The sequence below is a fragment of the Flavobacterium kochi genome, assembly GCF_048286715.1.
Lineage (GTDB): Bacteria > Bacteroidota > Bacteroidia > Flavobacteriales > Flavobacteriaceae > Flavobacterium.
On the sequence record NZ_JBLVPW010000032.1, the window covers coordinates 26582 to 42120 of the forward strand.

Sequence of the window (15539 nt, forward strand, 5' to 3'; positions counted from 1 at the left end):
TATGATTATCAAATTTTATACTCTTGAAAATCGTTTTTAAAACCATTTTTAATTGACACATTTTATATCAAATTCAAAGCACATTTCTGTAACTCCGTTTATCTAAAATCCTATAGTACATTTTAATGTTCAGCATTTAAATCAGATACAAAATTAAGTAAGTGGTATGGATTCTACCTATCATAGGTAAATTTTACCTATCAAAATTCATAAACGACTTTATATCTTTATAGAATAAATTATTAATTAAAAACGTGAAGATTATGACAACAAATGATGTGGCCAAGGTTTTTGATACTGTACTTAGTATCCCTGGAATGAATGACGTAGTGAAGATTGATTTGAAAATTTCACGAAAAAATGTGCTGTTGTTAAACCATGTTATTGGACGTGGATTAGCTGCTAAAGACGATGATAAACCATCGATTCTCATGACAAGTGTTCCAGAAGAAAATCTTCAGGAATTAAAACTGTTTGGAGATGAGTGTTTACAAAAAGCCGGACTTATAGAACTCAATGAGAAATTGAAGACATTGAGCGAAACCGGGAAGTAATAACAAATTATAAAAGAAGAAAATAACTGGGTGCCAAATAAACAATATTTGTTTATTTGGCACTTTTTTTATTCATCAATTTTATTTCAACGATGCTTTTTTAAAAACTTTAACTAAAATTGCGGATTTTGACAAATTCATGCCGGATTTCGGTAACACGTTATCAAACAGACTGTTGTAGTTTTGCTTCAGTTTCAAGTCCAAATAATTAAATCATAAATAAAATGCTTTTTTCATTTAATGGAATTTGAATACGATACTAAATTTATTGCCCCAAATGCAGTAATAAAAATGGATAATCGGGTATAAAAATTTTAATTATAAAAGTTCCCCAAACTAAAAATCAGAAAAATGAACCAGATTAAAAACATAAGGAATACGTTGATGATTATAATTTGCTATTTAACGGCATTACTTTTCATTTATGCTGCTACAAGTAAAGGACTTGATTATGAAAATTTTGTCATTCAACTTGGTCAATCACCTTTACTTAGTGCATTTGCACGCTGGGTGTCCGTGACAGTGCCATTGACTGAAATAGCTTTGGCTCTTGGACTGTTCATCCCAAGACTACGATTCGTTTCATTATTAGGTTCCTTTACACTAATGGTAATGTTTACGGCCTACATCTATATTATCCTTAATTACAGTGCTTTCGTTCCATGTTCATGCGGGGGTGTACTTGAAAAAATGACATGGAACCAGCACCTTATTTTTAACATCATATTTGTTGTGCTTATAGGAATAGCGATAATTTTTGTACCGATACAAAACACAAAAACAATTACAAATAAAAACCAATCATGAAAATTAAGAGCAAGATAGTATTGATGTTTTTTTGCACAATTGCTGGCACAGCTATAGTGGTATTACTTTTTAATAGATCAGAAAAGATCATCCATTATGCAAATACATTTATCAGAAGATTTCCACAACATGTGGCGCAGGAAAAATATAAGGCAGATTTGGGATACAACTCTTATTATTTTGCAGGGAGCAGTAATGGAAAAATTTATTTAGGAAACAGCACCGCTCCTTTACAAGTAATGGAGTTGGATACAGCTTTAACAAACCGAAAAACCTATAAGATAATTCCAAACAACAAAAAACTGCCCTTCCATACCCCTATGGTTAAAGTATTTGAGAATAATTTTTACATGTTTGAGGGAAACATCCCTTATATATTTAAGGGAAATATTCACGACTGGAATGCAAAATTAGTTTTAAGTACCGGAAAATATTTTTCACATCTGGAGCCAATTGCCGAAGACAACGTTGCGGTCCGCTTTATTGATCAGAAAACAGGAAAAAGTATCCTTGGTACAACAAGCCTAAGCCATCGTTTAGAGAATCATTCCGAAGAACTTCTCCAAACACAAATTGATGGAATTTTCGATGTAGATGGATCATTGCATTTCGACAACAATAATAATCGTATTGTATATGTTTACCGCTACCGTAATCAGTATATAGTTGCTCATAAAAATCTCAAACTTGACTACAGAGGCAATACCATCGACACCATAAGCAAAGTACAAATTAAAGTAGCTGAAGTGAAAAGCAAGAACATCAACACTTTTTCAAACCCTCCATTGATAGTCAACAAGATGAGTGCGGTAAGTGATAATTTACTGTATGTAAATTCCACTATATCCGGGCAATACGAAAGGGATCAACTATGGAAGGAAGCGAGCATCATTGATGTATATGATTTAAGGGACCATTCCTATAAATCAAGCTTTCCGATTTACAAGATAGGTAAATCTAGTATGAACAGTTTTATTGTAGTGAATAGAAAACTGTATGCCATAATCCATGATAAAATTGTTTGCTACAAATTACTGAACCATTTAACAACTCGGGCAACACTAAAAAATGACAATTAATATTGAAAATATACTGCGCAGTATCAGGAGTACGATCGAAAACCTGTAACAGAGTAGATCATAACTATTAATACTTTTTATTATGAGAACAAATTTTAAAAAACTGATGATGCCTTTGGCAGTTGTCATTTTGGGATCGCTAGGAGCATTTGCAACCATGTCAATGGGTACTGTAAAAGCTGCACCGGGTGATCAGCGTGGTTACTTATTTGTAGATGCCCTGCATCCTTGTGTTCAAGACATTATGTGCAGTACCATCGTAAATGACATCTGCAAGACACCATCGTTGCAGACTTTAACGGGCAAAGTAAATCAAAGTGATGCCTCTTGTCCACAAACACTTTACAAAAAAATATAACGATCTTCGTTCTATTTTAAAGTACGATGCGGTTAATCAATGATTAACCGCATCGCTTTTTAGTATAATTTCTAGTCTGGACTGCTCCAGTCTGGTTTGGGGTAATCTTTAAGATAATGATTAAACCAATCCATAATTTTTGAACTCAGATCAGCCTGATGATCCATAGCCACAATAACATGGCCTTCTTTGGGATACCTAAGCATAACATGCTCCTTTTTCAATCTTCTCATTGCCATATAAAAGATCATGCTTTGCTGTGGATTGACTTGCGTGTCAGAATCCCCAGTCCATGACAAAATCGGGGTTGAAAAATCACTGGCAAATGTAATAGCCGAATTTCTCCTGTAGCCTTCCGCATTTTCAAAAAGTGTTTTGCCCATTCGAAACTGCTGGTATTCAAAACGCCATGCATCAGGATTCTTATAATTCCATCCCATTGAAAGATAAAAACTGCTCATATCGGAAACGCCGGCACCAGCTATGGCAGTCGCAAATAACTTCGTTTGCGAGGCAATAAAAAAAGTTTCATAACCTCCAAAGGATTGACCAATCAGGCCTATTCTAAGAGGATCAACACAACCTTTTGAAATAACAGCATTGGTGGCAGCAATCACACAATCTGCCGCTGAAATACCAGGATTACCAATAGTATAATTTATATCGGGATGCAGTACGAAATATCCTTGGCTTGTCAGGTTTGAAGTATTGTAGCCCGTTGTGTTATACATGGAAGGAGCAATGTAGGTATGCACAGTGGTGACTAGCTTTTCATAAATTTGCACCACCATTGGGTATTTTTTTTCAGGCTGATAGTCAAAAGGAAAGAATAAAACCCCTTGCAAAGACTCCCCTGCCTTATTTTTATAGGAAACTAACTCGGAATGCCCCCACGGATATTGACTGTGTTGAGGATTGCTTTTAAATATAACCGTATCTTTCCATTTATTCCCAGAGCCAACTATAATTTGTGGTGGCAAATCATAATCTTCCTGCCTATAAATAAAGATATCCTTATTTTTAGCTTTTTTAAGTCTGCTTAGTTTCTTATCCGTAAAAGTCTTGATGTTTAACTTTCCGCTTGGAGATAAAACAGCATAACCACTCTTATCGTTATCCTCGCTATGGGCATCCAATAGAATAGCACTGGCAACATCAATCTCTTTCCCTTTTTCTACAAGCCACGACTCGTCTATTGAAGGGGCATTTCCAATGTTGGCAACACGGAAAATGATTCCCTCTTCCCTTCCCCTTGTAAGTCGTTTGCTCTCTTTACCATCTATTGAAAACGACCAGAGGTCAAATTGGTCATACAACACTAATCTATTACCGTCGGCAGTCCAGCCTGCAAATCCATAAGGACTTCTTGGTGCACTATAATCTCCTTTGTACGCAAGTGGTACTGTAGATGGCATCGTAATATGGGTCTTGTCGGCAAAATTATATACTTTCCATTGGTTTTCCCTAAAGTAGGCAACCGACTTTCCATTTGGCGAAGATACCAAAGCAGCATTTTCGAAAGGTACCTGACGTAAAAAAAGGGAGGCCACTCCAGTAAGCAGATTGGTAACATAATAGTCTGCTTCAGGCCTTTCCTTGTCACTGGGCAAATAAGGAAATACATCACTTGTTATAGCATACTGCTGATCTCCATTAAGCATATAAATATCCTGCTTTCCTTTACCTGCAATCAGTATCCTGCCGCTAAGAGGTTCCCAAATACCCATTTTATTAACACCCTGTCTACCAGATTGCTTTAGATATGGATACAGATTTGAATCTGATGCATTCCATACTTCAACATCTGATGCACGTTCCTTATTACTGCTTTCCTCTTGATCTTTGAGTGTAAAAAACACCCGCATCCCATCATCAGAAACAATAAGGGAAGAGCTGCTATTACCATTGAAATCAAATCCTTTAAGAGAACTATTTTGCCTCATACTGAAACTATAACTTTTATCTTCGGCCACCTTATAGAAAAAAACTTCAGGCCCCAATGAATCAGTTTTTAGCATTGGCGTCCCTAAGAAGGCTACGGCATTGCTATTGGCTTGCCAGACTGGATTAGAATAATCATAGTTCCCTGAGGCTATTGTTTTCTTTTGAACTTTATGATCCAAAAAGGCCAGCAATGTTACTTTCCTATTTCCATCGTCAGTATGGCAATACAGCAGTAAGTTGCGATCTGGACTAATCATAAAAGAGCTGACACTTTTTATCGTTTCAATTACCGTGAGATCGGAATCTAATACCTTTATGGTTGTTGCTGCGTCTTCTTCATTGGAAGCAAGTACCAGAAAACCTCCTTTGCCCGCAATCTGATAACTTCCAACACCTTCAATCTTCTTTTCCTTCGCATTCATTAGGTTTGAAATCCCGATTTTTTTATCAGGAAGCATATAAACAAACGAGTTCTGGTTAAAAAATTGTCCATCATAGCCTTTTGCAACAGCCAAAACCTCTTTGCCTTTCGTATTCCTCACAAACAGCGTATCCTTACCTGAATCATAGACCAGCTGGTACTGCACCCAATTGCCATTATCAGAGATACCCTCCCGGATCATTTGGCTCCACTTACCATAATCATCCTGTGTCAATAGCTTTACTTTCTTGACCTGCCCGAAAACCGGGCAGGCAGAAAGAAAACAAATTAAACTAATAAAGATGAAATTTTTAATGTTATAGACGGGCACCATTAGTATCCTGAATTTTGAGGTTCCAAATTCGGGTTTAAACCAATTTCCGTTTCCGGAATGGGAAACAATACGTCATTGCTATCCCAGCCGGGTTTTACAGCCGAAAGTACCGGATCAATAACTCCAAATCGTTTCAGGTCAAAGAAGCGATGACCAAATTCGGTAAACAGTTCGATCCTTCTTTCCCGTAAGATAGCCTGCAGGATTTCTTCCTGCGAAATGGCATTGGTATCAGCAAGTCCTGCAGTATTGCGAATGATATTCAAATCTTCCTTGGCCCCAATCAGGTCTCCTGCCCTAGCCCTGGCTTCCGCCCTAATTAGGTAAAGTTCGCCGGTTCTGAAAATGATGGAAAATTCCATCGAGGTGGATGTATTTTCCTTTTGTTTGTATTTAAAGGGATGGTACCAAGTCTGGCTTCCGTTTGTCACTGCTTTGGTCCATGCTGCTTTACGAAGGTCGCCCGGCTCAAAACCCGACATCAATCCCATGCTGATAGCCGAAAGCGGAGGTGCTGCGCCAGTAAAAATAAAACTGGCACCTTCATAGGTGTTACCTCCTTCATTTTCGGGACTTAATTGCCATATAGTAGTGGTACTGCTATTCAGAAAAATTTTCGAAAGATTGTTTTCAAATGCATACAGTTGCGTATTATTCAGCACGGCAGATGCGGCGTTTGATGCTTCATCCCACGATCCCTCATAAAGCGCTACACGGGCCAGCAAAGTCAGTGCCGTGTATTTATTGGGGCGTGTCCGATCTGCAACAACATAGTTTTCAGGCAACAGTAAGATGGCTGTTTCCAAATCAGCTTTTGCTTTAGCATAAACGTCAGCTACAGCAGTTCTTGCAACATTGCTGTTCGTCTTATAATCCGTTGTGCTTACATAGGGCACGGCTCCAAAAATATTGGCAAGATAAAAATGGATAAGGCTTCGCACAAAGAGCGCTTCTCCCTTGAGCTGATCTTTGGATTCCTGCGGAAGTGTCTTTGAGTGCTCTACTCCTTCTATAATGGCATTCGCCGAATAAATTTGATTATAACTGCTGTCCCACAAGCTTTTTACATCAACATTGGCAGCGGTTAACGAATTATTGTAATACGATAAGGTACCAAGATAGGATTCGCCATAAAAATCAAGCTCATCACTATAGTTGCCCAATGCAACCGAAAGCCCATCGGCAGAACCGGTCAATAATCCGGCTCCTCTTATTTTGGCATAAACTTCTGTCATCGCAGCGTTGGCAGTCGACTTTTCTTCAAAGACTCCATTGGCGATAAGCTGGTCACTTGGAAGGTCAACTTCAACAAAGGAGTCACAACCATTCAGCAACAAGCCAAGCACAAGCACATATAGCGATAAAAAAAGGGGCTTTCTACAGGCATGTATTGGAAGCCCTGAACAAATATTCTTACTATGTTTTTTCATTTTCATAAGATTTAAGTTAAAAAGTGATTTGTAACCCTGCACTAAGAACACGCAGTGGTGGCAAATAGCCTGCTGATTTGAATTCTGGATCGGCACCTGCATACTTGGTAAAAGTCAACAGATTCTGTCCCTCAACAAATACTTTGCAACGCATATCCTTTAACTGAAGAGGAAGATCATAGGAAAGTGAAATGTTTTTCAACCGTATATAGGACGCATCACTAATTGCCGCGTCACTGCTCGCATATCGGCTTGCCGCATTAGCCGCCTCACCATTCGCTCCCGTAGTATACATTTGGTGTGAGGCTATGTCTCCCGGCTGTTTCCAACTGTCAAGAACTGTTGTAGGTTGTTGCGATAACAGACCGGCAGGGGCAAAAAAGGCGGTAGCGTTGTAATTCTCCTGCTTCACAAACTGGAATAAAAAATCCAATTGCAGTTTTTTATAGCGGAAACTGTTTTGAAGGCCTCCAAAAAATTTAGGATTAAAATCCTTTACCAACGTACGATCACCGTTAAAGGTAATTTTTCCATCGCCATCCCGGTCCGCAAAGGTATAGAGACCCGTTGCGGGATCGACTCCAGTAAATTGATATACCTTTTTGATATTTAAGGGTTCTCCAATAGAATAAATGTTTTTGTAGGTCGAGGATTCAAGGTCTGGAAATGCAACCAGCTTGTTGCGCGAAACGGTTATATTCAGGTTACTTGTCCAATTGAAATCTTGGATCTGTACATTAACAGTTCTCAAAGTCCCTTCAAATCCTTTATTCTCCACCGTAGCGGCCAGATTAGATTGTATCGAAGAGAATCCCGTTGTTCCCGGCAATGGCATTCCTGCCAGTTGGTTCGAGGAGCGATTCTTGTAATAACCAGCCGTAATAAAAATGCGGTCGTTTAAAAACCCTGCTTCCACCGCAGCCTCAAGCTTTCGGTTGGTTTCCCATCCAAACGCGGGGTTAAAGAGTCGTGTAGGCTCCAGCCCTATGATACCACCATAGTTACTACCGGTAGAACCATAAGTGTCTAGGTATTGGTAATCACCTATCTGGTCACTTCCTGTCACGCCATAGCTTGCCCTGATCTTGCCAAAGCTTACTATTTTGCTGTCCTTCAACAGATCTTCACGTGAAAAAAGCCATGCTCCGCCTATAGCACCAAAGCTGGCAAACTGCTTGCCTGGTCCAAATCGGCTGGAGCCGTCACGTCTCCCCGTCAGGTTCACTATATACTTGCCGTTCCAGTTGAGGTTTATCCTTCCAAAAAGGGCCGCATAACGGTACTCCTGCTCTTGGCTCAGCAATATACTTTTTACCGAGGCTGAGGCAAGGTTATAGATAAGGCTATTGCTTGAAAAGCCTTGTCCAAGGTCATCCCTCATTCTTCCTTGTTGGGATTGAAAGCTGCTTCCTACCAATACATCCAAGCCCATTTTCCCAAACTGTTCCTTGTAATTAAGTTGCGGTTCAATAATCCATGATTTACGGGATAGGGTTCCGACTTTCAAGACTGAATAGGCAGCTCCTACGCCATAGGCAGGATCATACTGTGTGGAAGGTAATGCTGCAGTTTCATTGTTATCGGTGGAGGTATAGCCAAAATTCGACTTAATTTCAAAATTTTTACTGATCTGGTATGATAATACTGAATTGGCAATCAGATCATAGGTTTTTGCCTCATATTCGCCTTCAAGGCTACTTAACGGATTTATCCATGTGCTATTTTCCCAATTCAGGCTCCCGTCTGCTTTGTAGAGTTCAGGTGCGTTGGGTGCCAGTGCCAAAGCCGAGGTCATCAAATCACCACGGGGTTGAAGATTATGCTGGATGGTATAGCCTACCGTAAAGATCGAACGGAAGCGTTTGTTTTCAGACTCATGGTTTACATTCAGGTTAAAATTGGCTTTCTTATAATTGAAATCACCAGGAAACACCGTCGTCTGTTTGTTGAAACTTCCGCTGGCAAGATACTGTGTGCCTGCTGAACCTCCCGAAACAGAAGAAGATAGTGTGGTTATTTCACTCGTGTTTCCTAGCAGTGTTTCCTGCCAGTCTGTATAACGGTTCCGGTCCCAAGTGCCGTTCACATCGTAGGCTTGGTTAGGTAAAGGACTGATGCCGTCATTTGCAAAGGCTTGTTCACGCATGGCAAGATACTGTGGGGTATTCAACAAATCCATAAATCGGGTAACACTCCCCACCCCTTTTGAAACATTGGCGGTAAATTGCGTCCCTCCCCCCTTGCCTTTCTTGGTGCTAATCAACACAACACCGTTGGCACCACGAGAACCATATATGGCCGTAGCATCAGCATCCTTCAATACTTCTATGCTCTCAATCTGTTCGGGATTGATGCTGTTCAGCGGGCTTGGTTGTCCGGGCAATACTGGAGATGCCTGCCCGCTTCCTATCGGATCGGTAGAATAAGGCACTCCGTCAATAATATAAAGTGGGTTGTTGCCATTGCTTCGTACGCTGTTCAGCCCTCGTATCTGGATATCAAATCCCCCTCCAGGTACTCCTGTAGTCTGCGTAATACTCACACCAGCCATTCTGCCCTGCATAGCAGCAAGCACATTCGTTACAGGTTGTTTTTCAATATCCTTTGCCGTGATTTTAGAAATACTACCGGTGCGTTCGCTTTCTTTGACAGAATAATAGCCCGCATTGATTTTGACTTCCTGTAGCGTAGTTGCGTCTTCCTGCATTTTAATATTGATTATAGAACGGCCTTCAACCGGAATCATAACGGTCCTAAAACCAATGTAAGTAAAAATAAGAATGTCGTTGGGTGATACCGTTATAGTGAATTTCCCGTCGAAGTCAGAAACGACCATTTTTTGCTGCCCTTTTACTGAAATGCTAACGCCCGGTAACGGGCTAGTGCCATCGCTTACAGTACCATTGATCTGAGATTGTTGTTGAGAAACGGAAAACCGCAAGGCGTTGCGAGCTAAGGCTGAGTTACAACATAGGCATAAGCTAAAAATAAGCGGATACCAAAGTGCTCCCAACCCTTTGTTTAATAAATTAATTTTCATAATATTGGTTTGGTTAAATGAAATGCGAGTTTTGTTTTGCTGTGGCCTTCTATTCTGGTTTCGGGACGAGTTAGAAGGCCTTTTTCTTTAGTCTTAAAGTCATCCAATCGAATGTCTTAAAGTCTTTAAGGATGGTGTTTTTTACTATATCATAAGTGCATAGGTTTAAGTGTTAGTTTATGATTATTAGATATTACAAAAGACCTTTCGGTGTTTCCCAGTAATCATACTATAATCCTGCATTTGGGCTTAGCAGTCGGAAAGGGCTGCTATACCTGTTTTTACATCATTAAAAACGGCCGTTTTATTTCGCAACCATAAAGCCAAAGGCATATAAGTGCTATTAATCCCACTATTAATACAACTTTTATTTGTTTGTAGTATTTCATTTTATCAATTTTTGGATGCTATAAAACCAGTTGTATAACCATTGATATCTGGCGTAATGGTGGTATGAAAAAGGAAGATTGATTTTCAGGATCACCTCCTAACCCTTTATTTAATGAAATAATTTTCATGTGTTGTTTTTTATCGGTCATATATAATTCGCAAATAGTTATTGATGCTTGCATCGCATTAGTGTTATTCTCATTTCATAATATCAGTATAGTTAAATGAGACGTTAGTTTTGTTAGCGATGGTCCTCTATACTAGTTTCCAGACGAGTTAGAGGGTCTTTTTTGTGCTTTTCCGCGAAGGCATAAGCCTTTATTTTGTCATAGGCGAAGGGTTGCGGTTAGTTTGTGTTTGGTATGTGCAACTAAATAACCTGCACCTTTTATTAACAAATTCAAATTAAATTAACTAGGTGTTTTATTCAAAGGACCTTTCGGTGCAGGAGTTTACAGTTATGAATGACCTATATAATCATAGGCGGTTTTTTAAAGTTTTTAGTCCCCGTTTTTAGTTGCCGTTCGGCATAAGTGTTTACTTCCAACTAAGAAATTATTTTTTATTTTGATGAATACACTATTTGTTTTTCTCTTTAAAAACTCCTTTTGCTCCCCTTTCTGAAACAAACTCTAAAGATTTTAATATACCATTTGGAAAATAGAAATAAAGGCAATACTTTTAAAGTGCGAGTTTAAAGAGGAAAAGCTTAAATCTAAGTACCAAAAGCATTTTAGGTTTGGGTTGAGATGAGATTAGATATATGGGGGATTATTTTTTATATAATTCCCTTTTTTCATATCAAGGTAGAGTTAAACACATCAGTACTAAAATTCTGATGGAGGAAGTGTCTATGATGAGAATACTTCTCGGTGTTTGTCCTATCCTAACACAATGTTTATTTCATTTTTGGGATAACAAAAGGCAGTTTGCCTTTAGCAAGTAGTTAAGGCGGTTTAATAACGGTTGTACATAAAAAAATCGTTCTCATAATTTATAGGTTTATGATTATAGAACGATGTATTTCTTGGTATGAAGGATACTTGCCGAAAAAAGCAAGGAGCGGCCTCACACTTTAGAACCGTGGGCGACCAAACCCGTCTTTTAAATCTTTCGATTTAAAAGTTTTCTTCTAAAGTTAACGTGAGAACCGCTCGCATGCCGTATGCAAAAGTAAGAAACTTTTTGACATGGAGCGACTTCACGATACTCTCGAAGAAAAAATTGGTCGTTTCGGTTCGAGAAAACATCGTTTTAATTATGCCAAAAAAGGCTAATTGTCAATTCGCTAGAACAAATATAATGAAAACTATTTACAACCCAACATATTGGGTTATTATTTTTTAAAAATTATGATAAAAAATATTACTTTCGATACTACTCAATTTGATTTTGACTTAATAAATCACGTAAAAAAGTTACGTGGAAATAAAAAATGGTCACAAGATGAGCTCAGTTTAAAAATGGGAGTCGCTAAAAGTTTTGTAAGTAATGTTGAATCATTTACTCAACGACACAAATATTCAACGCGTCATATTGCATTATTGGCACAGGCTTTCGGGTATAAAAACATTTCAGACCTGATGAAGTTTCCTACTCCTCAATATGATAAGATTAAAGTAACCGTAAAGCAAACTATGAATGAAAGCGGTACTAAAGCTTTGAGTTCGGAGGTCGTGAAGATTGAGCATTTAAAATAATTACAATTTAAATGCGAACCTATTACGGTTGAATTTAAACTTGTCAGGTTAAATATTGCAGTGTTCCCACCTGGATCTGTAGAACACTTGGCAACCTCTGTTGGATTGGCAGTTGGAATCTGAACAGTAATATATTGTCCGGGAGGCAAAGAATAGCATTTAGATGAAGTTGCCGGACATCTAAAATTAGGACTACCTACACAGAAATCGATGTTCCCGGGTTCTCATCCAATGAATACATTAGTTAATACAATTGGGGCTCCACAAGTCCAACCAAAAGTTTGAGTAAACTTAACTGTATTGGTGGGCTGGTTTAGAGTAATTCCAAAACATTCTTTCGGATTTGCAAGTATTGTTTGTCCAATTACATTACCTGTAAAATCTTTAACGTTCGCAAAAATAACCACACCTACTCTTGGTGTTTTAGTGGTTAATTCCAAAACCAGTCTTACAGTTGTAACACCCTGACATGTAAAATTGGGAGGTAATTCAACTCCATTTACATCTACCAAATAGGCCCTTTGGATTTGTACATCGTTTGAGGTACAGCCCATTTTACAATCAGAAGGCTATGAGGGTGGTGTTTGAGCCAAGGTTATAGTGTTCATAAATAATCCAGAAAAACATAGTATAATAATCATTGAATAGTGAAATAAACTATCCTTTATTTTACCTAATTCCTGATTAGAATCAAAAGATCTAGTCTCAAAATTCAAAAAACTTAATGTAGAAACAATGTTTTTAGTTAAAAAGCAACTTATTATTTTGCTCTATAAAACTTCGAAAAACGTCAGAAGTGTATTCTTTTCCATGATAATAAAATTTTAATACCATAGTTGTTAAAGCAGGAAAACAGCAAACTTGGGAAATAAAAACTTGCAGAAAGACATAACCTCTTCATAACAACGGATTTATAAAATATTCCATCATCAAAAAGGTATTTTATTGTAGAAAACAATGGTCGATCCTTTTTTATTTACCAGAAAGGGGCTTTACAAAACAACCTAAAGATCAATTTAAAAAAAGACAAAGTATAAATAAACCCCGAAAGAAAAACTTCCGAGGTTTAATTTTATATCCTAATCCATTTCATTTTTTAGGATTAGATAATTATTAAAAACTAGTTTGAAGATATTACTTTTTTCGTACTGCTTCCTCTGTTAGTAGTTACTTTCACAATATAAACCTGCTCTTGACCTTTGTATGAATGAAGGTGTAACATAATTTCTTTGTTCAAATAGCTATTTGTATCAGTTTTTGTAAGTACCAAAATACCTTGCGCATTATACACTTCAATTTTCACATCGGATTTATAATCAAAGTCATATTTTATAGTAAGAATATCTTTGAAAGGAACTGGATAAGCAGTAAAACCAGCAGTTTCAGAATGAATATTTGAAGTTATTGGTTCATCTGATTTAGGATCTTTTGATCCTTCTGTATCAATACAAACGACGGTGATACATTGGCTAAACGTTGAAGCGTTATTACAATCGTCAATGGCTTGCCATGTTCTGCAATGGGTTTTAGAACCGTCAGGATTAGTAGTAACAACATCATCGTTTACAATTACCGGTGTTGGATGTGGAGTACAATTATCAGTAACAGTTGGTGTATCAAATTCGACTGGAATGTTAACATCACACACTTGTTCTTCATCACATTTTACTTGATTATCTCTTTCACCTACACCTTTACCATCAACTGCATCAAGTTTAAAGTGGTAAGGGTTACCTTTGATTGAACCTGCACCATGACAGTTTCCATATCCACAGCTTCCTCCACCTTGAGCAAGTCTACCAGCTAATTTAAGCATAACGTTAGGAGAGCTTGATGTCCATGAGATTGTATACCATGCATAATTATCTCCTCCATCTCTACCTGAATAACCATCAAAATTGATAGCCAAATTTGCGATAGCAGTAGTACCCTCTAATTCAATAGTTCTGTCACCATATTGTGATTCAAAACATTGGATAACATCATCAACATTTCTATTACCAGTTTGATTAGGAGGGTTACCCATAACATCAGGAATAATTGCTTTAGCACTTGTTGTCATTGCTTTACAAGCAGCTTGACCTGCACCAGACCAGTGTCCATCACATTCTTGAGCAAGTAGGTTTTGTAACTCATTTCTGGTTCCATTGCCAATGTTACCAGCAGTTGCAACAGCTTGTTCCCAAGACATTAAGAAATCATATCCATGTCTGGCAGCATCTTGTTTTTTAACTGCTTCATGTCTGATTCTGATAGAGTGTGTATTTCCTTTCAAGCCTTGAATTAAAAGTCTTTGAGGAACCCCCATACCTTCAACATATTCAGATTGAGCAGTAGTAGTACCATTAGTCCAATTAAGTACTTCAGTAGGAGCACTACCTGTACGTGGTTGACTAAAGTCAATATCAACTTTAGCACCACCAGGAGCAGTTCTGTCATCTGCAGTAGCTACACCACCTATAGTTGTAGTAGGAGAACATAAGTCACCATCTCCACCTTCACCTCCAGGAATCTCTTTATTAGGTTCAATACCACTAAATGTTGGTCCAATTAAATCAACTGTCCAGGTTGCTGTGCGGGAAACTGCTATGGCTGCGTTGCCACAGGCATCAGTTACATTCCATGTTCTGGTTTGTGAACGCATACATCCGGTGATAACCACAGATCCGTCTGTAAAGGTCGGACTTACTGGACCACAATTATCGGTTGCTGTTGCTGTTCCAAGCGCTGCTCCAATGGCATCCGCTGTTGGGTTACAACCCAGAGTACCGTTTGTCGGTGTTCCGGTAGCGGTGATAACTGGTAGTGTTGTATCCACTGTCCAGGTTGCTGTACGGGAAACTGGTACGGCTGCGTTGCCACAGGCATCAGTTACATTCCAGGTTCTGGTTTGTGAACGTAGACATCCGGTGATAACCACTGCTGCATCTGTGAATGTCGGACTTACAGAACCACAATTATCGGTTGCTGTTGCTGTTCCAAGCGCTGCTCCAATGGCATCCGCTGTTGGGTTACAACCCAGAGTACCGTTTGTCGGTGTTCCGGTAGCAGTGATAACTGGTAGTGTTGTATCCACAGTCCAGGTTGCTGTACGCGAAACTGGTACGGCTGCGTTGCCACAGGCATCAGTTACATTCCAGGTTCTGGTTTGTGAACGCAAACAACCAGTGATAACCACTGCTGCATCTGTGAATGTCGGACTTACAGAACCACAATTATCGGTTGCTGTTGCTGTTCCAAGCGCTGCTCCAATGGCATCCGCTGTTGGGTTACAACCCAGAGTACCATTTGTCGGTGTTCCGGTAGCAGTGATAACTGGTAGTGTTGTATCCACAGTCCAGGTTGCTGTACGGGAAACTGGTGCTGCTGCGTTGCCACAGGCATCAGTTACATTCCAGGTTCTGGTTTGTGAACGTAGACATCCGGTGATAACCACTGTGCCATCTGTAAAGGTCGGACTTACAGTACCACAATTATCGGTG

11 protein-coding genes are annotated in these 15539 nt (G+C 38.8%); 5 read left to right on the forward strand and 6 right to left on the reverse strand.

Annotation, left to right across the window (positions count from 1 at the left end):
• The first annotated feature begins 263 nt into the window (after positions 1–263).
• The 4 genes from ACNQGH_RS19480 to ACNQGH_RS19495 all read left to right on the forward strand — a co-directional run bounded on the left by ACNQGH_RS19480 (position 264) and on the right by ACNQGH_RS19495 (position 2798).
• Positions 264–554 carry a hypothetical protein gene (locus ACNQGH_RS19480; protein WP_417957696.1) on the forward strand — a complete coding sequence of 97 codons (291 nt, stop codon included), beginning with the start codon at positions 264–266 and terminating at the stop codon, positions 552–554.
• A gap of 351 nt (positions 555–905) precedes the next feature.
• Complete coding sequence (locus ACNQGH_RS19485) at positions 906–1361, forward strand: MauE/DoxX family redox-associated membrane protein (protein WP_417957697.1); 456 nt, start codon at positions 906–908, stop codon at positions 1359–1361.
• On the forward strand, positions 1358–2440 hold the full coding sequence (locus tag ACNQGH_RS19490; protein WP_417957698.1) for a hypothetical protein: 1083 nt from the start codon (positions 1358–1360) through the stop codon (positions 2438–2440). The genes ACNQGH_RS19485 and ACNQGH_RS19490 overlap by 4 nt, the downstream gene beginning before the upstream one ends.
• An 82-nt stretch (positions 2441–2522) precedes the next feature.
• Positions 2523–2798, forward strand: a complete 276-nt coding sequence (locus tag ACNQGH_RS19495; RefSeq protein WP_417957699.1) for a hypothetical protein — start codon at positions 2523–2525, stop codon at positions 2796–2798.
• A 71-nt stretch (positions 2799–2869) separates the two neighbouring features.
• Here the strand turns inward: ACNQGH_RS19495 and ACNQGH_RS19500 are convergent, their stop codons facing one another.
• From ACNQGH_RS19500 to ACNQGH_RS19515, 4 genes are all read right to left on the reverse strand, one after another.
• Positions 2870–5497, reverse strand: a complete 2628-nt coding sequence (locus ACNQGH_RS19500; RefSeq protein WP_417957700.1) for a S9 family peptidase — start codon at positions 5495–5497, stop codon at positions 2870–2872.
• Positions 5497–6927 carry a RagB/SusD family nutrient uptake outer membrane protein gene (locus tag ACNQGH_RS19505; RefSeq protein WP_417957701.1) on the reverse strand — a complete coding sequence of 477 codons (1431 nt, stop codon included), beginning with the start codon at positions 6925–6927 and terminating at the stop codon, positions 5497–5499. The genes ACNQGH_RS19500 and ACNQGH_RS19505 overlap by 1 nt, the downstream gene beginning before the upstream one ends.
• Before the next feature lie 16 nt (positions 6928–6943).
• Positions 6944–9967 (reverse strand): SusC/RagA family TonB-linked outer membrane protein, encoded by a 3024-nt coding sequence (locus tag ACNQGH_RS19510; RefSeq protein WP_417957702.1) that lies wholly within the window; start codon positions 9965–9967, stop codon positions 6944–6946.
• 407 nt (positions 9968–10374) lie between these two features.
• Complete coding sequence (locus ACNQGH_RS19515; RefSeq protein ID WP_417957703.1) at positions 10375–10539, reverse strand: hypothetical protein; 165 nt, start codon at positions 10537–10539, stop codon at positions 10375–10377.
• Positions 10540–11709: 1170 nt separating this feature from the next.
• On the opposite strand from ACNQGH_RS19515, the gene ACNQGH_RS19520 reads away from it, so the two are divergent.
• Entirely contained in the window at positions 11710–12057 is a 348-nt protein-coding gene (locus ACNQGH_RS19520) for a helix-turn-helix domain-containing protein (RefSeq protein ID WP_417957704.1), read from the forward strand.
• A 224-nt stretch (positions 12058–12281) separates the two neighbouring features.
• Here the strand turns inward: ACNQGH_RS19520 and ACNQGH_RS19525 are convergent, their stop codons facing one another.
• Both ACNQGH_RS19525 and ACNQGH_RS19530 read right to left on the reverse strand, forming a co-directional pair.
• The gene (locus ACNQGH_RS19525) at positions 12282–12611 is read right to left on the reverse strand and encodes a hypothetical protein (protein WP_417957705.1); all 330 of its coding nucleotides are present in this window, start codon (positions 12609–12611) and stop codon (positions 12282–12284) included.
• Positions 12612–13177: 566 nt separating this feature from the next.
• Positions 13178–15539: T9SS type A sorting domain-containing protein (locus ACNQGH_RS19530; RefSeq protein ID WP_417957706.1), on the reverse strand; the 2362-nt coding region annotated here is incomplete at its 5' end.

Excerpts from the sequence above, each read along its gene's own strand:
- ACNQGH_RS19480 (WP_417957696.1), top strand. The coding sequence starts at position 264 with ATGACAACAAATGATGTGGCCAAGGTTTTTGATACTGTACTTAGTATC.
- ACNQGH_RS19485 (WP_417957697.1), top strand. The coding sequence starts at position 906 with ATGAACCAGATTAAAAACATAAGGAATACGTTGATGATTATAATTTGC.
- ACNQGH_RS19490 (WP_417957698.1), top strand. The coding sequence starts at position 1,358 with ATGAAAATTAAGAGCAAGATAGTATTGATGTTTTTTTGCACAATTGCT.
- ACNQGH_RS19495 (WP_417957699.1), top strand. The coding sequence starts at position 2,523 with ATGAGAACAAATTTTAAAAAACTGATGATGCCTTTGGCAGTTGTCATT.
- ACNQGH_RS19500 (WP_417957700.1), bottom strand. The coding sequence starts at position 5,497 with ATGGTGCCCGTCTATAACATTAAAAATTTCATCTTTATTAGTTTAATT.
- ACNQGH_RS19505 (WP_417957701.1), bottom strand. The coding sequence starts at position 6,927 with ATGAAAAAACATAGTAAGAATATTTGTTCAGGGCTTCCAATACATGCC.
- ACNQGH_RS19510 (WP_417957702.1), bottom strand. The coding sequence starts at position 9,967 with ATGAAAATTAATTTATTAAACAAAGGGTTGGGAGCACTTTGGTATCCG.
- ACNQGH_RS19515 (WP_417957703.1), bottom strand. The coding sequence starts at position 10,539 with ATGCAAGCATCAATAACTATTTGCGAATTATATATGACCGATAAAAAA.
- ACNQGH_RS19520 (WP_417957704.1), top strand. The coding sequence starts at position 11,710 with ATGATAAAAAATATTACTTTCGATACTACTCAATTTGATTTTGACTTA.
- ACNQGH_RS19525 (WP_417957705.1), bottom strand. The coding sequence starts at position 12,611 with ATGGGCTGTACCTCAAACGATGTACAAATCCAAAGGGCCTATTTGGTA.